Below are 18,326 nucleotides of genomic sequence, written 5' to 3'. Positions count from 1 at the left end.
GGCTCGACCAGGGGCGGTCCCTGTCTCGCCCCGCGGCACGCGGGGTTGGGTCCCCGTTACCTCGGCAGAGGAGTGCTGAGGTCTGTCACGGGCAGTGGCGTGGCTGTGACGTCGGCGCCCGACCCGATGCCCTCGGTGTCCGGCGTGAGTGCTGCGAGGACGTCCTCCTCGTCGTCGTAGGCGCGCCGGACGGCGGCGTCCAGCAGCCGGAGCTGGCGGTCCAGTGGTTCCTGTCTGTCGGGCGGGGCCACGCTCTTGAGGTCGGCCAGGGCCGCGCACATCTTCCGGGTCACCTGCGGCTCCGAAACCCCGGCCAGGCGGATCTCGTCGAAGGCCAGCCGGACGTACCCGTCCCAGGTGACGGTCCGCTCGGTCAGGCGCACCACGCCGTCTTCGTCGCGGTGTTCACCGCAGGGCAGCGGGCGAGCGGCGATCTGCCGCAGCAGGTCGTGCAGCCGGTGCAGCGCCTGGACGGTCGTCGTGGGGTCGTTGAACGGCTGGGCGATCGACCGCACCGCGATGTCGACCAGCTTGCGGAAGCCGTAGGCGAGGTCCTCGGTGTGCACGCGCTCCGGGCCGAGCAGGACGTGACGGGTGACGTCGGTGGCCCGGAGCCGACCGGCCGGGTCTCCGTCCCCGCTCACCGTCGACCGGAGACCCGGGTGCACCCGGAACAGCGGCGCGCCGCCGACGACGAAGTCGCCGACGACGGGGACCAGCTCCAGCACGCAGTCCGCCTGCCGGGCCGCGGCGACCAGTGCTGGGCGATCGACGCGGATCACGTTGCCGGGTTCGGCGGCGACGATCCCGTCCGGGCCGGCGGTGACGACGGGCAGATCTCCGTGCTCACGGACGATGAACTCGCGGCTGCGGTCGCCGACGAGGTCGATCAGCCCGGCGACCCGCAGCCCCTGGCCAGCATGGTGCACGAACAGGACGAGCACGACGATGCTGACGAGCATCAGGACGTAGGACAGCAGCATCGACAGTCCGGGCACGGTGCCGGTGTCGGAGCCGCGGATCTCGCGGAGGGTCAGCACCGCGACGAGGAAGGTCGCGCCGAACAGCCCGATCGCCAGTTGGCTGAACCGGTCGTTGAGCAACGCTCCCACGATGCGGGGCGAGAACTGGCCCATCGCCAGCTGGACCGCGACCAGGGTGACCGTGAGGACGAGGGAGGTCAACGACACCATCGCGGTGGCGAAGGAGGACAGGATCGTCTGGGCGTCGGACGGCGTGCCGGTGAGGCTCTGCGGGACGAGCCGGTAGTCCGTCGCCCGGTCCACCGCGAGCGTCCCGACGGCGAGCAGCGCGCCCGCCGCGAGACAGCCGACCGGCAGCAGCCACAGGCTGCTGCGGATGGAGTGCTGCAGCCGGATCCTGCTCATGCGCGCTGCGACCGGTGTCCGATCATGGTCCTGCCTCCTCGCGGGGTGCGCACGTGCGGACGCGGCCGGGTGCCGGTCCGCCGACCCCTGCGGCGCCCGGTCCTCCCCTCATGAGACCGAGGCGGTCGAGGTCGCCGCTATGGGCAGAACGCCCTATTTCAGGTCCGGCAGGGTGACGGGGTCAGGGGGACGTAGAGGCCTTCGCGTTCGGCTCGAACCGCGGCGAGGGTCCTGGTGGGGGCGTCGAACTTGGCGAGGATGTGCTCCAGGTGGGCTGCGACGGTCCGCGCGGCCACGACGAGGGCGCGGGCGATCTGCTGGTTGGAGCACCCGTCGATCAGCAGGCCGAGCACCTCCAGCTCGCGCGGGGTGAGCCCCCGCAGGTCGGTCACGGGGGACAGGACCACCGTGCCCAGCACACTGGCCGGTGCCTCGCCGGGGCTGGCCAGGACGGTCACCCGGACGTGCCCGTCGGGGGCGTGGCGGCCGCCGCGGGGCCAGAGGAAGGAGGCGAAGACCTGGCCGTCGTCGATGTGCGAGCGGGCGACGGTGAGGACGGGCGATCCCGGGGCGAGCAGGGCGTCGCCGTGGAGGCCGGGCAGTGGCCGGGGGCCGTCGTCGCGGCACAGCACCACGCCCGCCGTGGCCCCCCGCACGACCCGCGCCGCCGCGGCCAGCGAGCGCAGCGGGTCCGACCCGGTGGCCAGGACGGGGGTGAGTCGGTGCAGCCGACGCCGCATGACCAGGGACGGTGGCTCCTTGCTGCGGAAGAGCAGCGCCAGGTGTCCGACGTGGCGCCCCCCTCGGTCGAACAGGACGACGCCCAGGGCCTCGTGGAAGCCGGCGGGGATGAAGCACTCGGCCCAGGTCGGCAGGTCCGCGGCCGGGTAGGGCAGGTCGGAGGGGCTCAGTGGAGGGCGGCCCCGGTCGGTGTGGGTCACCTCGATGTCCTGGGCCATCCGGGGACCGCTGAGGTACTGCAGGGTGTGCTCGTCCAGGTCGGTGCTCGCCGCGCACGTGTAGCTGGTCCGCATGGGGTCGGCGACGGCCAGCCAAGCGGCGTCGAAGGGCACGAGGAGGCGGAGCCTGTCCACCATCTCCCGCGCGCGTTCGGACAGAGGCCTGGTCGAGTCGGCGATCTCGGCCAGTTCGAGGCTCAACGTCCCCACAGGTCCTCCCGAGCCGCTGCGCCAGCGAGGGAGGACGTCACTTCTCGACGTCCGCGGCACCGGGCTCACCCGCGTGTAGTTCTACCGGACGACGGACGGTGCCGTATCGATCACCTGACGAGAACTCGTGGTGGTCGAAGGCATCGGCTGACGGCGCCTGCGCGCGAGCGACGACGTGAACCTGGGATGCGGCATCACACAGTGCTGTGGCCACACGGTCGCGGCCATCACCTCGCACGAGCTGCCGCGCGGGTCCTCCAGCTCTGCGCCGCCGCGCCACGCAGGGAGTGCTGTGCGGCAGCGGCCAAGCCGATCCCCACCACGGCGACGGCCGACGGTTTCGGCGACCAGCGCAGCGCACCGATGGCCCAGCCGACGGGCGCATCGAGTTGCCGATCGGACTCACGACGCGGTGCTGTCGTCGCCGGCTCCGGCGACGTCGTCGCGAAGGCATCGATCATCCCGGGGACGAACGCGGCCATGTCCTGGGGCCCTCTGCTCGTGGTGAGGTTCCCGTCCCGGACGAGCTCCTGATCGAGCCAGGTGGCACCCGCGTTCACCAGGTCGTCGCGGATCCCGGGCCAGGAGGTGAGGGTCCGTCCGTCCACGAGTCCCGCCGATGCGAGCACCCACGGTCCGTGACAGAGGGTGGCGATGGGCTTGTCACTCGCGGCGAACGCGCGGACGAACTCCCGTGCCGGGGCGGACTGCCGGAGGAGGTCGGGATTGATGAACCCCCCGGGTAGCAGCAGCCCGTCGTAGTCGCCGGGGTCGGCTTCGCCGATCGTCTTGTCCACGCGGACCCGGCTGGCCGGCATGTGCAGGTTCACCCCGCGGATGCGTCCGCGCCGTAGGGACACGACGTCGACCGTGGCTCCGGCCGCTGCCAGGGCACGCAGCGGAACGACCAGCTCCACCTTCTCGAAGCCGTCGGCCGCCAGGACAGCGATCGTGCGGCCCTTGAGCCGGCGCCTCGTGGGCATGTCGTCCCCCTGTCACTCCTCGGCGTCGAGATGACGGACTCCCCGAGCAGCGGAAGCGTCGTCAAAGCGCCACAGATCGTTCTCACCTGGCTGGCTGCTCAGCGGTGCACGGGGTACCCGCACCCGACAGCCGGACACGTTCCTGGACGGACTGCCGCGTGACCGGCCCGTCTGTCTGCTCACACCGGCCGGTGGCCGGAGGCATCGGCTCGCCGCGCCCTCCCTCTCCCGATCAGATCCAGGCCCTCGAGAGCGAGCTGCAGCTGGTGCCTCTCTTCGAGCGCACGCCGCAGCACGTCGAGCTCACGGTCGCCGGGGCGGTCCGCACGCAGGCTCGTCGACTTCCTGGTGCAGTCCGCGCGGGATCCCGGTACCCCCATCGAGGCGGCCTCGATAGCGGCGGGAGGCTGATCAGGGCTTGAGGACCACCTTCTCGCAGCGGTCCTGCTTGTGCTTGAAGACGTCGTAGCCGTGCGGTGCCTCGGCCAGGGGCAGGCGGTGGGTGATCACCCGGGTGGGGTCGATCTCGCCGCGCTCGATGCGCTCGAGCAGCGGGCGCATGTACCGCTGGACGTGGCACTGCCCGGTCTTCAGGGTCAGGGAGCGGTTCATCCAGGAGCCGGCCGGGAACTTGTCGATGAACCCGCCGTACACGCCGATGACCGAGACGATGCCCCCGCTGCGGCAGGAGGTGATCGCCTGGCGCAGGACGTGCGGGCGGTCGGTCTCCGACCGGACGGCCTGCTTGGCCCGGTCGTAGAGGTGCACGTGCGCGGCTCCGTGGGTGGCTTCCATGCCGACGGCGTCGATGCACTTGTCCGGGCCGCGACCTCCGGTCAGCTCGAGCAGGGCCGAGCGGACGTCGGTGTCCGAGTAGTCGATCGTCTCGTAGCCCTGCGAGGCGGCCATCTCCAGCCGGTAGGGGACGTCGTCGATGGCGATCACCTTCGCCGCGCCGAGCACCCGGGCGGAGTCCATCGCGAACTGCCCGACCGGCCCGGCGCCCCACACGGCGACGACGTCACCGTCGCTGATCTCGCACATCTCGGCGCCCATGTAGCCGGTGGGCAGGATGTCGGAGAGGAAGAGCACCTGCTCGTCGGTGAGGTCGGACTCGATCTTCAGCGGGTTGACGTCCGCGAGCACCACGCGGGCGTACTCGGCTTGGCCGCCGGCGAAGCCGCCGGTGAGGTGCGAGTAGCCGTAGATGCCGGCGACCGGGTGACCGAACATCTTCTCGGCCACGCCGGCGTTGGGGTTGGTGTTCTCGCAGCAGGACCACAGCTGGTTCTGGCAGGCGAAGCAGGCCCCGCAGCCGATGGGGAAGGGGACGACGACGCGGTCGCCGACCCGGAGCTTGTCGCGGTCGACCCCGGGGCCGACCTCGACCACCTCGCCCATGAACTCGTGGCCCATGATGTCGCCCTTCTGCATCGTCGGCACGTAGCCGTCGAGCAGGTGCAGGTCGGAGCCGCAGATCGCCGTCGAGGTGATCTTCACGATCGCGTCCCGGCTGTTGAGGATCTTCGGGTCGGGGACGTCCTGCACCTCGACCGTGTTGGGGCTGATCCAGCAGTTGGCCTTCACGCCAGGACCTCCTTGCGCTCCTCGTCGGTCAGCGGGCGCGCAGGGTGCTGCGGGAACTCCTCGCGGGCCTGCTTGCCCCGCGGTGCGCCGTCGCTGCGGATCACCTCGCCGGTCTCCAGGACCTGCTTGAACCGGCGCAGGTCGTCGTCGAGCTGCTGGGAGGGCTCCTCGCCGAAGTACTTCGCCGCTGCCTTGCCCAGCGCGCCGCCGGGCATCTCGTAGGTGAGGGTCACGTGCACCTCGGTGCCGCGCCCCCCGGGTGCGGGCACGAAGCGGACCTCGCCGGAGTTGGGCACGTCGGCACCGTCGAGCGAGCGCCAGGCGATGCGCTGCCCGGGGACGTCGTCGGTGGTCTCGGCGTCCCACTCGACCGACCGGCCGAACGGCGCGCTGGCCCTCCAGTGACTGCGGCGGGCGTCCGTGGCGCGTACCTCGTCGAGGTGCGCCATGAACGTCGGGAGCCGGTCGAGCTGCCGCCAGAAGGCGTACACCTCCTCCGGTGGCCTGGTGACGGTCGTGGCGGACGTGAGTTCCATGGGTGTCGCGGGCTCCTTCCGGGTCGTGCGGGTGACGGCTGCGTGGACGTCGACGGCGGTGATGACGACGAGGCCGGCCATGGTGAGGACCGTGCGGCGCAGGCCCCGGCCGTCGTGGTTGGGGAGTGCACGCCTGAGCAGGGAGATGTCCACGGCGTCTCCGCAGACCTGGCCCCAGAGCCAGGCGGGATGCGGCCAGCCGAGCAGGCCGGCCGCGGCGGCCGGTTCACGGACGCCCACGAGTGCGGTGACCGCGCGGTGCCGCGGGGCGTCCCCGACGCCGAGGCTGCGCGCGAAGTCCGCCGGTCTCGTCACCTGCGGAACCCCGAGCGCGGCGCTGGCCACGCCGAGCCCTCGGGGGCAGTGGGTCGCGTCCGAGGAACGGACCCGAGGCCGGCCGACGGACAGGGGCTGCGGGGCAGAGGTCATCGCACCCTCCGGGAGGACGTCGTCGGGTGCAGCAGATCCCCGGCGCGGGGGCCGGCGCCATCGGCAGAACGACCGATCTCGGCAGGGCGCCGTTCAGGTCGCGGTCGGGCCGCCACCGGCCAGCTGCGGGGGGATCCGCAGCCCCGCGCGCAGGGCGCGCACCGCGGCGGCGGTGAGGTTGGGGGCCGACAGTGCGGCCAGGGCCGCGTGCAGGGCGTCGGCCACCCGGGTCGTGTCCACGCCCAGTGCACCGGCGATGGCCGGGATCGACGTCGTCCCGTCGACGACGAGCCCCAGGACCCGCAGGTGGAACGTCCCGAGGCCGCGCAGGTCCCCGGGCGGGGAGAGGAACACCGCGGTGGAGAGGTGGTCGAGCTGCGGGATGGCGCAGTCGAGCGCCGTGACGCGGACCAGACGCTCCGGGTCATCGCCGTCAGCCGGAGCGAGGAAGCCGGTGCGCGAGCCGCCCTCCGCCAGCTCGCGTGCCGCGGTCGTCAGGACCCGGGAGTCGCGGGTGAGCAGGCGGTCCTCGGGCAGTCCCGGAAGGCGCAGGGCGTCGCCACCTCGGGTGAGCACGACGCCGGCGACGGCTCCTTCGACGAGCTGCGCGGTCTCGGCGATCTCCCTGGTCCGGTCCAGTTCGCCGGCGATGACCGACCTGACTGCCTCGACGATCCGCCGGTCGATCCGGTCGAGGTGGTGCGGGTCGTCGCTGAGCAGGCTGAGGAACCCCACGTGCCGCCCCGTGAGGGTGAACAGACCCGCAGCGAGGCCGCCGCGGGAGCCGGCCGGCAGCAGGTGCTCGGCCCACGCCCGTAGCTCCGGTAGGGGGACCGGGATCTCGCCGACCAGCATCGGCGTCCGGGTGCGGTTGAGGCCGAACTGCTCGACCTCGTCGTCGGCCTCGGGCGTGAGGAAACAGCGACGGAGGGCATCGGCCGGTCCGGCCGTGGCCAGCGGGGTGTGGCGGCGACGCTCGGGGTCCCGAACGGCCAGCCACGCCGCGTCGAAGGGCACGATCCGGCCCAGGAGCTCGAGCGCCGCTTGCGTTGTCTCGTGCAGCGTCGACACGATCGCGGCGAGCTCCCACCGCAGCGCCGCGAGGTCCGGTTCTCGTCCGCTCATGTCCCTCGTCGCCTCCTCGTCGGGACGGTGGAGCTCTGGCACCACGATGATCGCCAGGTCCGTCGGGTGGCATCGGCAGAGCGCCCGATCCCTGGGACACGCGAGGCGGCGCTGCGCGCCACGGGGATCCACGGATCGGCAGGTCTGCCGATATCGCCGGACCACGCGACCGGTGTCCGATGGCGAGCGTTGCCGTGCGGGCCGGACGCCGCGCAGGCAGCGCACCGACGACCAGCGAGGGGGACGGCATGCGAGCAGTGGTCTACGAGGGGCCCCGGCAGGTCAGCGTCAAGGACGTACCGGACGCGCGGATCGAGCGGCCGACCGACGTCCTGGTGCGGATCACCTCGGCGAACATCTGCGGCTCGGACCTGCACATGTACGAGGGCCGGACCGACTTCGAGACCGGCCGCTGGTTCGGGCACGAGAACCTGGGCCAGGTGATCGAGGTCGGCGACGGGGTCGACAAGGTCCAGGTGGGGGACTGGGTCGTCCTGCCGTTCAACATCGCCTGCGGACACTGCAAGAACTGCGAGCAGCAGCTCACGAACTACTGCCTGACCGCGCAACCGGAGCCGAAGATGGCCGGCGCGGCCTACGGCTTCGCCGACATGGGTCCCTGGGCCGGTGGGCAGGCGGAGCTGCTGCGTGTGCCCTGGGGCGACTTCAACTGCCTGCGGCTCGGTGAGGACGCCGAGCAGCGCCAGACCGACTACGTGATGCTCGCCGACATCTTCCCGACCGGCTACCACGCCACCGAGCTGGCCGGCGTGAAGCCCGGCGACCAGACCGTCATCTACGGAGCCGGCCCGGTCGGGCTGATGGCCGCCCTCTCGGCCACGATCCGCGGGGCCGGCAAGGTGATGGTCGTCGACCGGCAACCGGACCGGCTGCGGCTGGCCGAGTCGATCGGCGCGATCGCCATCGACGACTCGAAGGTCGACCCGGTGCAGGCCGTCCTCGAGCAGACGATGGGGCTGGGCGCGGACAACGGCTGCGAGTGCGTCGGCTACCAGGCGCACGAGCCGGACGGGCAGGAGCAGGCCAGCCTGACGATGAACCGGCTGGTCGCCTCGGTGCGCTTCACCGGGAAGATCGGCAACGTCGGCGTCTTCGTGCCCCAGGACCCCGGCGCCAGCGACGAGCTGGCGAAACAGGGCAAGCTCGCCTTCGACTACGGCATGTTCTGGTTCAAGGGCCAGCACATCGGCAGCGGCCAGGCGCCGGTCAAGAAGTACAACCGGCAGCTGCGCGACCTCATCGCCGCCGGCAAGGCCGAGCCGTCGTTCATCGTCAGCCACGAGCTGCCGCTGGACCAGGCACCCGAGGCCTACAAGCACTTCGACGCCCGGGACGAGGGCTGGACCAAGGTCGTCCTGCACCCGGCGATGGCGGGGGCCTGACATGGCAGGAGAGCTGAACGGACGACGGGTCGCGATCCTGGCGGCCGACGGCGTGGAGCGGGTCGAGCTCGAGCAGCCGCGCCGTGCCCTCGACGACGCGGGGGCACGGACCGACCTGCTGTCGATCCACGACGGCGAGATCGCGGCACGCAACAACGACGTGGAGGACGCCGGCACCTTCGGGGTCGACCGCCTGGTCGGCGCCGCCTCGGTCGACGAGTACGACGCGCTCTTGCTGCCCGGCGGGACGGTGAACCCGGACAAGCTGCGGATGCAACCCGTCGCGGTGCAGTTCGTCCGCGACTTCGTCCAGTCGGGCAAGCCGGTCGCCTCGATCTGCCACGGCCCGTGGAACTTCGTCGAGGCCGACGTCGCGCGCGGACGCCGCTTGACCTCGTGGCCGAGCGTGCGCACCGACCTGCGCAACGCCGGGGCGGACGTGGTCGACGAGGAGGTCGTCACCGACGGCAACATCACCACCAGCCGGTCGCCCGACGACCTGCCGGCGTTCTGCGAGCGCATCGTGCAGGAGTTCGCGCGGGCCCCGCAGGCCGCCGGCGCGGGGGGTCGGCTATGACCAGCTCCCTCGGGAATGTGGCGTCCCTCGCCGCCCGCGCGGGCGGCACCGTCGTCCGCCAGGTGCGGTCGGCCATCGACCCGTCCGCCGCCCGTCCGGCCGGCCGGGGACAGCCGGCGTCCGGGTGGCTGGCGGTGACGGTGTTCCGCGAGCCGTCCGACGTCGACACCGCGCAGCTGCCCGCACCCCTGGCCGAGCTCGGCGACCGGATCGAGGTCCGCGTCCGCCCGGCCCCCGGCGGCAAGGGCACCGAGCTGGCGGCCCGGCTGCGCGACCGGCCGTCGTCGGGCGCCCTGAGCCGGATCGGCGGCCGCGACCCGCAGGCCGACCTGCGATCCGCGCTGCGCCGGGCCAAGCAGCTCATCGAGGTCGGTGAGGTGCTGGCGGTGGACCCGGCACCGCACGGCAAGCGGACGGCGACCCCCGGCGGCGCGCTGCTGGAGGCGTGGACCAAGGTGGCGCCCCGGGCAGGTGTGCGGTGAAGGCGGTGACCTGGCGCGGGGTCAACGAGGTCGGCGTGGAGGACGTCCCCGAGCCGAAGCTCCTCAACGACCACGACGTCATCCTCGAGGTCGGCCTGTCGGTGACCTGCGGCTCGGACCTGCACCTGCTGGGCGGCTACATCCCCGCCATGCGCGCCGGTGACGTGCTCGGGCACGAGTTCATGGGCACGGTCACCGAGGTGGGGCCGGGGGTGACCAGGCACCGCGTGGGTGACCGCGTGGTGGTGGCCTCCTTCATCGGCTGCGGGCAGTGCTGGTACTGCCGGCAGGGGCTGTGGTCGCTGTGCGACAACGGCAACCCCAACCCTGGGATCACCGAGGCGCTGTGGGGCCAGTCGATCGGCGGCTGCTTCGGGTACTCCCATGCGATGGGCGGCTGGGCGGGCAGCCACGCGCCCTACATCCGGGTGCCCTACGCCGACCAGGGGGCGTTCGCCATCCCCGACGGCGTCTCCGACGAGCGGGCGCTGTTCGCCTCCGACGCCGCACCCACCGGCTGGACGGGAGCGGACCAGGCCGGTGTGCGGCCGGGGGACGTGGTCGCGGTGTGGGGTGCCGGGGGTGTGGGCCAGATGGCCGCCCGCGCGGCCATGCTCATGGGCGCCGAGCGGGTCGTCGTCATCGACCGGTTCGACAACCGGCTCGAGCAGGTCCGCACGCACATCGGGGCGGAGACCCTCGACTACGAGGAGGCCGACGTCCCCGCCGAGCTGCGCGAGATGACCGGCGGGAGGGGACCGGACGTCTGCATCGAGGCGGTGGGCATGGAGGCGCACCACCCGGGCCCGCAGTTCCTCTACGACCAGGTCAAGCAGCAGATGCGGCTGCAGACCGACCGGCCCACGGCGGTGCGCGAGGCGATCTACGCCTGCCGCAAGGGCGGGACGGTGTTCACCCTCGGTGTCTTCGCCGGCCTCGTGGACAAGTTCCCCCTCGGCGCGGTGATGAACAAGGCGCTGACCCTGCGCGGCGCCCAGCAGCACGGGCACCGCTACATCCCGGAGATCCTCGACCGGATGAGCCGGGACGAGGTGAGGACCGAGCACCTCGCCACGCACGTGATGCCGCTCGACGACGGGCCGAAGGGCTACCGCATGTTCAAGGACAAGGAGGACGGGTGCGTCCGCGCTGTTTTCCGTCCGGGTGCATGAGGCGCCGACGGGCGGGCCGCCCCCGCGGTGTGATGAGCAACTGCTGAGGCGCGACTCGCTGGCCCTTGTTGCTGGGCTGATGCTCGACCACCAGGTCCCGGGGGGAGTGACGTGCCCGGGATGCAAGGTGGCGCCCTGTCACACACTCGGGATCGCACGCGTCGCCCTCGGTAGACACGTCTGGACAGGCCGCTCAGGTCGAGGGCCACGCACCTATCTGACGTCGAACTCCGCAGCGATCTGCCGGTCCCGGTGACGTCAGTGGCGCAGCACCTGACGAGGACGGCCTTCACCGACTCACTGCCACCCGACTTGCAGCACCTGGAAGCGGCCTTGGTGCCCCGAGACAGGGCCTGGCGCGACGGCCTGGCCGGCCGTCCGTCGATGGAGAAGCTGGATCGCTGGCGAACAGCTGCGGCGGCGGGTGAGAAGACCGAACGCCACCCGATGCTCTTCCATGACGGCGGCCTACGGCTGGCATCACAGGTGCCAGTCGACGCCAGTTCGCTGGATCGGCACGACATGCTGGCTCTGCTGGAGGCGGCTCTCACACATCTGGGTCGAGTCGCCCGCGACGTGCCACAGCGCTGTCGAAGCCGCGCGACGCGACCTGGGCTCGTGACGCTGCGGGGGACGATTCCGCTATGGCGCTAGCCGGCGTGTGCAAACTCGCGACGGATTCGTGTGCGAGCGCCACAGCCCGATACCTGAACCGGGCGATCTACCCGCTCGCATTTCGCCAAGATCCCACAGACAGACACACACCCCGAAAGTCCTCCTGATCCCCGGGAGGACTGCAGCTCAACTCACGTGCGGAGCCCGGTCGGACGACCGGGCCCCGCACGTGTCCCCGTCTCTGGCAGCGCTCCCTACCAGCCGCCCGTGCCGGCGCTCAGGCCGGGAGGACGCCGTCGATGGCGACCGGCAGGTGGCGCGGGCCGCGCAGGACCGGACTGGTGCGGTACGGCGGCGGGTCGACGACCAGGCGCGGGTTGACCAGCCGGCGAGCCAGCTCGGCCAGGGCGATCTGCGTCTCCAGCCGGGCCAGCGGGGCGCCGAAGCAGTAGTGGACGCCGCCGCCGAAGCCGAGGTGCTGGTCCCTGTCCCGGGCGAGGCCGAACCGGTCGGGGTCGAACCGGTCGGGATCGAAGCGCTCGGGGTCGTGGACGTGCTCGGGGTCGCGGCTGCCGGCGGCGAGGACCAGCACGACCCGGGCGCCCTTCGGGATGGTGGTCCCGGCGATCTCGATGTCGTCGAGGGCGGCCCTGTTCGGCAGGAACTGCACGGGCGGCTCGAATCGCAGCAGCTCCTCGACCAGGTGGATCGCCAGCTCGGGTTCACGGCGCAGCCGCTCGAGCACCTCGGGGTTGCGCAGCAGGGTGAGCACACCGTTGGTGATCAGGTTGACCGTCGTCTCGTGGCCGGCCACCAGCAACAGGACGGCGGAGGTCAGCAGCTCGACGTCGGTCAGGCGGCCCTCGGGACCGTCCTCGGTGGCCAGTGCGGACAGCAGGTCCGCACCGGGCGATCCACGGTGGGCGTCGACCAGCCCGGCGAGGTAGAGGCCCAACTCCCTCGTGGCGGCCGTCCGCCGGCGCTGCTGTTCGTCGGGGTCCCCGGCGCCCGGGTCGAGCGCGTCCACGAGGGCCTGGGCCCAGCCGTGGAAGCGGGGCTCGTCCTCGCGCGGCACTCCCAGCAGCTCGCAGATGACCGTCACCGGGAACGGGTAGGCGAACTGGTCGACGATGTCGACCTCGGTCCGGCCGGCCAGGCCGTCGATCAGCCCGGTGACCTTCCGGCGCAGGTCCGGCTCCATGCCGTCGACCCGTCCCGGGGTGTGCGGCGGGCCGAAGTGGCGGTTCACGATGCGCCGCAGCCGGTCGTGCTCGGGTGGATCGGTGCGGATGAACGCGGGCGGCAGCCCGGGTGGCTGGTCGGTGTCGTCGGCGGCCGGCGCGTCGGCGCTGCGCGCGTCGGAGCTGATCCGCGGGTCGTGCAGCAGGTCGACGATCTCCCGGTACGTGGAGACGACGTAGCTGCCGTCGGCCTCCCGGGCCACCGGCGTCCGGCGCAGCTCGGCGTAGAGCGGATACGGGTCGGCGCGGTTGGCGTAGTCGAGGATCTGCGCGAAGACGCTGGGCGGCGCGATGGTGACCATGATGGCGGCCTCCTTCAGGCGCGGGGCGTGGGGATGCGCGGCGTGCTCGCGGTGCCGGACCTCTCCGGCAGCAGGGTGGCGCGCCGCTCGTCGGGGTCGTGGCCGGTGAGCACGACGGTGGCGTCCTGGGTGGGGATCGGCTGGGTGGGGAACCCGGCCTCGACCGGGCGCAGCTCAGGGGGCTGGTCGACGGTGCGGTGGGCGGGCGGGAAGGGCGCACCGCGTTCGATCTGGCGGCCGTAGAACTCCAGCCACTTCGACTGGTCGAAGGTGACCGCGCCGACGAGGCGACCGCGCCGGCCGTAGGCGGCGACGAACCGGCGGTCCGCGACCGAGCCCTGGGTGACCACGACCTGATCGGCGACGTTCGGCACCCCGACCGACTTGATCTCGGTGCCGAACTGGGTGGACCAGAAGATCGGCAGAGCCAGGTGCGGCCAGCGGTGCGCCTGGTCGCTGATCATGTTGTGGGCGGCGACCTCGGCCTGGGCGACCGCGTTGCCCCAGTGCTCGAGGGCGAGCATCTGGTAGCCGAACAGCGGCTGCGGGCTGCGGGCGACGTCGCCGGCGACGAAGACGTCGTCGGTGACCAGGCCGTTGGCGTCGAAGGCGCGGCAGCCGGCGTCGCAGGCAACGCCCCACCGGCCGGCCGCGAGCCCGGACCCCTCCAGCCACTCGACGTTGCGGACGCCGCCGAGCGCAGCCACCGCCACCTCGACGTCCAGGGTGCTCCCGTCGGAGAGCCGGGCGCGGCGCAGCCGACCGTTCTCACCCTCCAGCGCGGTGACCATGACGCCGCAGCGCAGGTCGACGCCGGCCGCGCGGTGCATGTCGGCCGCGACCGCGCCGATCGTGCCGCCCAGGGCGGCCACCAGCGGAGCCGGGCCGGCCTCGGCCACGGTGACCGGGACGTCGATCTGGCGGCAGACGGAGGCGACCTCCGAGCCGGTGAACCCGGCGCCGATGACCAGCACCCGGTCCGGCCGCGCGGCGACCAGCCGCCGCAGCCGATCGGCGTCCTGGCGGGTGCGCAGCACGAGCACCCCGTCCAGTGCCGCCTCGGCCGGGTTCGGCCACGGCCGCGCCCGCACCCCCGTCGCGATCAAGAGCCGGTCGAACCCGACGGACGAGCCGTCGGCCAGGCGGACCTGCTTGGCGGCCAGGTCCAGCCCGGTGGCCGCCACACCCAGCCGCCAGTCGGCCTCGATGGCGCGGCGGCGCGGCAGCCCGGTGTGCCCGGCCGGCACCCAGCCCTCCAGCACCTGCTTGGACAGCGGCGGGCGGTCGTAGGGCTCGGCGGACTCGTCGCCGATCACGGTGAGCGAGCCGGTGAACCCCTGGTGGCGCAGCGCCCCGGCGGCCCGCGCCCCTGCCAGCGACGCCCCGACGATCACGATCCGCCCGGTCCGCAGGAACTCCTCGTCCATGTCCCCGCGGCGCGCCGCGGCCGCGGCGGCCCGCCGACCGCCGTCCTCGACGGGTCCCCGGTCGAGGACGATGGCCTGCACCGGACAGGCCGCCGCCGCCCGCAACACCCGCTCGCGCATCTCGTCGCTGGGCTCGGGGTCGTAGAGCAGGGCTTCTCCCTCGCCGTGCATGGTGAAGGCGCTGGGGGCCAGGAAGGCGCACTGTGCGTAGCCCTGGCACCGGGTCAGGTCGACGACGAGTTCCATGTCGGCGTTCTCCCGTCAGGCTCTGGTGCGACGGGCGGGCGGACCGAACGGCACGGCTGCCGCACTGCTCCCCAACCGGGCCGATCGTCCCGCGAGCCACCGGACGGCCCAGGCTGGACCAGCGGCCCGGTGCGCGGCCTCACCCGCAACGGGTGAGAGGCATCGCGACCGCCGTTGTGTACGCTAGTTCTCATGAGTGCCGCGCCCGTCGCGGGCGATCCCCGGCCCCTGCGCGAGCGGGTGCTCACCGGCGACCTCTACACCGCCGACGACCCCGAGCTCGCCGAGGCCGGCAGCCGGGCTCTCGACCTCACCGACGCCTACAACGCGACGACGGTCCTCCAGGGTCCGCTGCGCCGGCAGCTGCTCGAGGAGCTGCTCGGCGAGATCGGCGAGGGCACCGAGATCCGGCCGCCGCTGTACGTCGACCACGGCAGCCACCACCGCATCGGCGCCCGGTGCTTCGCCGACTCCGGCCTCGTCGCCCTCGACGTCGCACCCATCACCATCGGGGACGACGTCTGGCTCGGCGGCGGGGCGATCGTGCTGCCCGGCGTGACCATCGACGAGAGCACCGTCGTCGGCGCCGGGTCGGTGGTTCCCCGCGACCTCCCGGCGAACGTGGTCGCCGTGGGCAACCCCGCCCGCGTCGTCCGCACGCCGGACACGACCGGCCGGTGAGCACCGCTCCCGCTCCGGCCCGGCGGGCCCGCCGGCACGACCCGGGACGGCGCGACCGGCTGGTGGACACCGCGCTCGACGTCATCGCCGAGCAGGGCGTCGCCGCCGCGACGCACCGGGCGATCGCCCGTGCGGCCGACGTCCCGCTGGGGTCGCTGACCTACCACTTCGGCTCGCTGACCGACCTGCTGGCCGCGGCGTTCACCCGGCACGTCGACACCGTCGCGGCCCGCTTCGACGAGCGCATGCGCGCCGCACCCGACCGGAAGGCGGCGCTCGAGGCGCTGGTCGAGCACCTGACCGGCGACCTGCTCGGCTCCTCGCGCGACCTGGTGCTCGCCGTCGAGCTCTACGTCGCCGCGGCCCGCAACCCGGCCCTGCGCGCGGTCACCCAGGACTGGATGTCCCGCAGCCGCTGCAGCCTCGAGCGTCACCTCGACCCGGTGACCGCGCGGGAGGTCGACGCGTTGGTCGAGGGCCTGGTCCTGCACAGCGCGCTGTCGACCGACCCGATGGACGCCGGCCAGATCCGCTCCGCCCTCTCCCGGCTCGCCGGCTGAAGACCCGACCCCGAGGACCCGTGGACACCACCACGCTCGACGCCCCGCGCCTGCGCCGCGCGCGCGGCGCCGTCGCCACCTGCTTCTTCCTGAACGCCGTCTTCTACGCGAGCCTCGTCCCGCGACTGCCGGAGGTGAAGGCGCAGCTCGGGCTGAGCAGCACCGCCCTCGGCACGGCGCTGGCGGCGCTGCCGCTGGGTGCGCTGCTGGCCGGCCTGTCCTCCGCGGCGCTGATCCGGCGGTTCGGGTCCGGCCGGGTCGCCTCCTACGGCCTGGTGCTGCTCGGCGTGACCGTGTGGACGGTGTCGGTGGCGCCGAACTGGTTCGGCCTCGCCGCGGCGCTGCTCGTGGCCGGCGCGCTGGACGCGATCATCGACGTCGCCCAGAACGCGCACGGGCTGCGCGTGCAGCGGCTCTACCAGCGGTCGATCCTCAACGCCTTCCACGGCATCTGGAGCATCGGCGCGGTGGCGGGCGGGCTGCTCGGCTCGGCCGCGGCGGGGCTGGGCGTCCCGCTCGTGGCCTCCCTCGCCGGCTCGGCCGTCGTCTTCGGCGCCGTGGCGCTGGTCGCCTCGCGGGCGATGCTGCCCGGACGCGACGAGCCCGAGCCGGCCGACGCCGACATCGACGAGCACCCGCGCGAGCGCCCGCGCCGGCGAGCTGCCGTCCCGGCGCTCGCGGTGCTCGGCGTGCTCGCCGCCTGCGGTGCGTTCGTCGAGGACGCCGGCGCCTCGTGGAGCGCGCTCTACCTGCGCACCGAGCTCGCGGCCGGCGCGGCCACCGCCGGGCTGGGCTTCGTCGCGCTGTCGGTGGCGATGACCGTCGGGCGGCTGACCGGCGACCGCGTCGTCGACCGGTTCGGCCAGCGCCGGGTGGCCCGGGTCGGCGGGGCGCTCACCGCCGCCGGCATGGGGCTGGCCCTGGCGTGGCCGTCGGTGCCCACCACGCTGGCCGGGTTCGCCCTGGCCGGCCTCGGCGTCGCCACCCTGATCCCCGCCGTCTACCAGGCGGCCGACGAGCTGCCCGGACTGCCGCACGGGCTGGGCCTGGCCGCGATCAACTGGCTGCTGCGGATCGGCTTCCTCGTCTCCCCACCGCTGATCGGAGCCCTCGCGGACGCGACCAGCCTGCGGGTCGCCCTGCTCGCGGTCGTGCTCGCCGGGGTCGGCACGCTGGTGCTCGGCCGGGCCCTGCCGGGCCGGCGGTCCGCGGGCGGGTCCGGCGGCTGACCTCCGCGACCGGTGGCGAGGGCGGGAAGACCCTCGCCACCCGCGGCGGGCGCGAGCGCCCTACCGCGCGGCGACCGCCGGAGCGCGGACCCCGCGGCCGATGAGCTCCCCGGCGACCGCGGCGAGCCGCCGCGAGAGAGCGGGGTCGCGGCTCGGGTCCTCGTCGGTCAGCTCGCCGAGGGCGACCACCCGCTCCACGCCGAGTCGCCGCCGCTCCTCCGGCGTCAGCAGCGACCGCCCGACGACGGCGGACACGGGGCGCGGTCCCGACCGCGCCGCGACGACGGCGGGCAGCTTGCCGGCCAGCGTCTGCCCGTCCATCCGCCCCTCGCCGGTGACGACCGCCGCGCAGTCGGCGACCGCGGCGTCGAAGCCGAGGAGGTCGAGGAAGAACTCCGCTCCCGCCACCCGGCGGGCACCGAGCCACCGGCAGGTCAGGCCCAGACCTCCCGCGGCCCCGGCACCGGGCTCGTCGGCGAGGGCGGTCGCGTCCAACAGGCGGGTGAGGTGCGCCAGTCCGGCTTCGAGCTCGGCGACCTGCCGAGCGTCGGCACCCTTCTGCGGACCGAACACGGCGGCGGCGCCCTCGGCCCCCAGCAGCGGGTTGGTCACGTCCGTGGCCACGACGAGCTCGACGTCGTCCAGGTGCCGCAGTCCGGACACGTCCACGGACGCGATCCGCGCCAGCGTGCCCCCCGTCGGCTCGACGTCCCGCCCCGTGGAGTCGCGGAACCGGACGCCGAGGGCGGCGAGCATCCCGGTGCCACCGTCGGTGCTGGCGCTCCCGCCCAGGCAGAGGACCACCCGCCGGGCCCCGGCGTCGAGGGCCGCGAGGACCGCCTGCCCGAAGCCGGCGCTGGACGACGTCATCGGGGCGAGCACCCCCGGGGGGAGCGTGCTCAGCCCGCACGCCCCGGCGACCTCGACCACGGCGGTCGTGCCGTCGAACGCGATCCCGGTGTCGCGCCGGCGTCCGTCCGCGCCCTGGACGGACACCGGGCGGACGGCGGAGCCGGCGTGGACGGCGGCGGCCACGCTGCCGTCCCCGCCGTCGGCCAGGGGCAGGAGCCGGGCGGCGACACCGGCCGCTGCCAGGCCCTGCCCGATGGCGGTGGCCACCTCGAGGGCGGTCAGGGAGCCCTTGAACTTGTCGGGAGCGACGAGGACGCGCACG

Annotated in this window: 16 protein-coding genes; 7 read left to right on the top strand and 9 right to left on the bottom strand. The window is 73.5% G+C overall.

Annotated features, from left to right (window positions below):
- Positions 1 to 56 precede the first annotated feature (56 nt).
- The 6 genes from ACI782_RS03170 to ACI782_RS03145 all read right to left on the bottom strand — a co-directional run bounded on the left by ACI782_RS03170 (position 57) and on the right by ACI782_RS03145 (position 7,217).
- A complete protein-coding gene (locus tag ACI782_RS03170; protein ID WP_456905977.1) occupies positions 57 to 1,388 on the bottom strand; it encodes a DUF2254 domain-containing protein in 1,332 nt (443 codons plus the stop codon).
- Positions 1,389 to 1,546: 158 nt separating this feature from the next.
- Positions 1,547 to 2,557, bottom strand: coding sequence for a response regulator transcription factor (locus ACI782_RS03165; protein ID WP_456905975.1), 1,011 nt, complete (start codon positions 2,555 to 2,557; stop codon positions 1,547 to 1,549).
- A gap of 227 nt (positions 2,558 to 2,784) precedes the next feature.
- Positions 2,785 to 3,540 carry a type 1 glutamine amidotransferase domain-containing protein gene (locus ACI782_RS03160; RefSeq protein WP_456905973.1) on the bottom strand — a complete coding sequence of 252 codons (756 nt, stop codon included), beginning with the start codon at positions 3,538 to 3,540 and terminating at the stop codon, positions 2,785 to 2,787.
- 411 nt (positions 3,541 to 3,951) lie between these two features.
- A complete protein-coding gene (locus ACI782_RS03155) occupies positions 3,952 to 5,127 on the bottom strand; it encodes a zinc-dependent alcohol dehydrogenase (RefSeq protein ID WP_456905971.1) in 1,176 nt (391 codons plus the stop codon).
- Positions 5,124 to 5,978 carry an SRPBCC family protein gene (locus ACI782_RS03150; RefSeq protein ID WP_456905969.1) on the bottom strand — a complete coding sequence of 285 codons (855 nt, stop codon included), beginning with the start codon at positions 5,976 to 5,978 and terminating at the stop codon, positions 5,124 to 5,126. The genes ACI782_RS03155 and ACI782_RS03150 overlap by 4 nt, the downstream gene beginning before the upstream one ends.
- 207 nt (positions 5,979 to 6,185) lie before the next feature.
- Positions 6,186 to 7,217 (bottom strand): helix-turn-helix transcriptional regulator, encoded by a 1,032-nt coding sequence (locus ACI782_RS03145; RefSeq protein WP_456905967.1) that lies wholly within the window; start codon positions 7,215 to 7,217, stop codon positions 6,186 to 6,188.
- A gap of 248 nt (positions 7,218 to 7,465) precedes the next feature.
- On the opposite strand from ACI782_RS03145, the gene ACI782_RS03140 reads away from it, so the two are divergent.
- Genes ACI782_RS03140 through ACI782_RS03125 form a run of 4 tightly spaced genes read left to right on the top strand, consistent with a single transcriptional unit; the run spans position 7,466 to position 10,851 of the window.
- Positions 7,466 to 8,620, top strand: a complete 1,155-nt coding sequence (locus tag ACI782_RS03140; protein ID WP_456905966.1) for a glutathione-independent formaldehyde dehydrogenase — start codon at positions 7,466 to 7,468, stop codon at positions 8,618 to 8,620.
- A gap of 1 nt (position 8,621) precedes the next feature.
- On the top strand, positions 8,622 to 9,197 hold the full coding sequence (locus tag ACI782_RS03135; RefSeq protein ID WP_456905964.1) for a type 1 glutamine amidotransferase domain-containing protein: 576 nt from the start codon (positions 8,622 to 8,624) through the stop codon (positions 9,195 to 9,197).
- Positions 9,194 to 9,679, top strand: a complete 486-nt coding sequence (locus ACI782_RS03130; protein WP_456905962.1) for a hypothetical protein — start codon at positions 9,194 to 9,196, stop codon at positions 9,677 to 9,679. The genes ACI782_RS03135 and ACI782_RS03130 overlap by 4 nt, the downstream gene beginning before the upstream one ends.
- On the top strand, positions 9,676 to 10,851 hold the full coding sequence (locus ACI782_RS03125; protein WP_456905960.1) for a zinc-dependent alcohol dehydrogenase: 1,176 nt from the start codon (positions 9,676 to 9,678) through the stop codon (positions 10,849 to 10,851). The genes ACI782_RS03130 and ACI782_RS03125 overlap by 4 nt, the downstream gene beginning before the upstream one ends.
- A gap of 892 nt (positions 10,852 to 11,743) precedes the next feature.
- On the opposite strand, the gene ACI782_RS03120 is transcribed toward ACI782_RS03125, so the two are convergent.
- Both ACI782_RS03120 and ACI782_RS03115 read right to left on the bottom strand, forming a co-directional pair.
- On the bottom strand, positions 11,744 to 13,009 hold the full coding sequence (locus ACI782_RS03120; RefSeq protein ID WP_456905958.1) for a cytochrome P450: 1,266 nt from the start codon (positions 13,007 to 13,009) through the stop codon (positions 11,744 to 11,746).
- Between the two features lie 14 nt (positions 13,010 to 13,023).
- On the bottom strand, positions 13,024 to 14,682 hold the full coding sequence (locus ACI782_RS03115) for an FAD-dependent oxidoreductase (RefSeq protein ID WP_456905956.1): 1,659 nt from the start codon (positions 14,680 to 14,682) through the stop codon (positions 13,024 to 13,026).
- 192 nt (positions 14,683 to 14,874) lie between these two features.
- Between ACI782_RS03115 and ACI782_RS03110 the strand changes: the two genes are divergently transcribed.
- From ACI782_RS03110 to ACI782_RS03100, 3 genes are read left to right on the top strand one after another with little or no spacing between them, the layout of a single operon-like run.
- Entirely contained in the window at positions 14,875 to 15,363 is a 489-nt protein-coding gene (locus tag ACI782_RS03110; RefSeq protein ID WP_456905954.1) for a maltose acetyltransferase domain-containing protein, read from the top strand.
- Positions 15,360 to 15,923, top strand: coding sequence for a TetR/AcrR family transcriptional regulator (locus tag ACI782_RS03105; RefSeq protein ID WP_456905952.1), 564 nt, complete (start codon positions 15,360 to 15,362; stop codon positions 15,921 to 15,923). Before ACI782_RS03110 ends, ACI782_RS03105 begins: the two co-directional genes overlap by 4 nt.
- A gap of 20 nt (positions 15,924 to 15,943) precedes the next feature.
- Complete coding sequence (locus tag ACI782_RS03100; RefSeq protein ID WP_456905950.1) at positions 15,944 to 17,152, top strand: MFS transporter; 1,209 nt, start codon at positions 15,944 to 15,946, stop codon at positions 17,150 to 17,152.
- A gap of 60 nt (positions 17,153 to 17,212) precedes the next feature.
- Here ACI782_RS03100 and ACI782_RS03095 read toward each other — a convergent pair whose 3' ends face one another.
- Complete coding sequence (locus ACI782_RS03095; protein WP_456905948.1) at positions 17,213 to 18,325, bottom strand: glycerate kinase; 1,113 nt, start codon at positions 18,323 to 18,325, stop codon at positions 17,213 to 17,215.
- Between the last annotated feature and the right edge of the window lies 1 nt (position 18,326).

Source organism: Geodermatophilus sp. SYSU D00703 (genome assembly GCF_054050155.1).
Note: the sequence above shows the minus strand (reverse complement) of the source record. Positions and strands in the feature narration are given on the sequence as shown.

Bases quoted from the DNA above. Each gene is read 5' to 3' on its own strand.
- ACI782_RS03110 (WP_456905954.1), top strand. From the start codon at position 14,875: ATGAGTGCCGCGCCCGTCGCGGGCGATCCCCGGCCCCTGCGCGAGCGG.
- ACI782_RS03135 (WP_456905964.1), top strand. From the start codon at position 8,622: ATGGCAGGAGAGCTGAACGGACGACGGGTCGCGATCCTGGCGGCCGAC.
- ACI782_RS03160 (WP_456905973.1), bottom strand. From the start codon at position 3,540: ATGCCCACGAGGCGCCGGCTCAAGGGCCGCACGATCGCTGTCCTGGCG.
- ACI782_RS03145 (WP_456905967.1), bottom strand. From the start codon at position 7,217: ATGAGCGGACGAGAACCGGACCTCGCGGCGCTGCGGTGGGAGCTCGCC.
- ACI782_RS03140 (WP_456905966.1), top strand. From the start codon at position 7,466: ATGCGAGCAGTGGTCTACGAGGGGCCCCGGCAGGTCAGCGTCAAGGAC.
- ACI782_RS03115 (WP_456905956.1), bottom strand. From the start codon at position 14,682: ATGGAACTCGTCGTCGACCTGACCCGGTGCCAGGGCTACGCACAGTGC.
- ACI782_RS03130 (WP_456905962.1), top strand. From the start codon at position 9,194: ATGACCAGCTCCCTCGGGAATGTGGCGTCCCTCGCCGCCCGCGCGGGC.
- ACI782_RS03120 (WP_456905958.1), bottom strand. From the start codon at position 13,009: ATGGTCACCATCGCGCCGCCCAGCGTCTTCGCGCAGATCCTCGACTAC.
- ACI782_RS03170 (WP_456905977.1), bottom strand. From the start codon at position 1,388: ATGAGCAGGATCCGGCTGCAGCACTCCATCCGCAGCAGCCTGTGGCTG.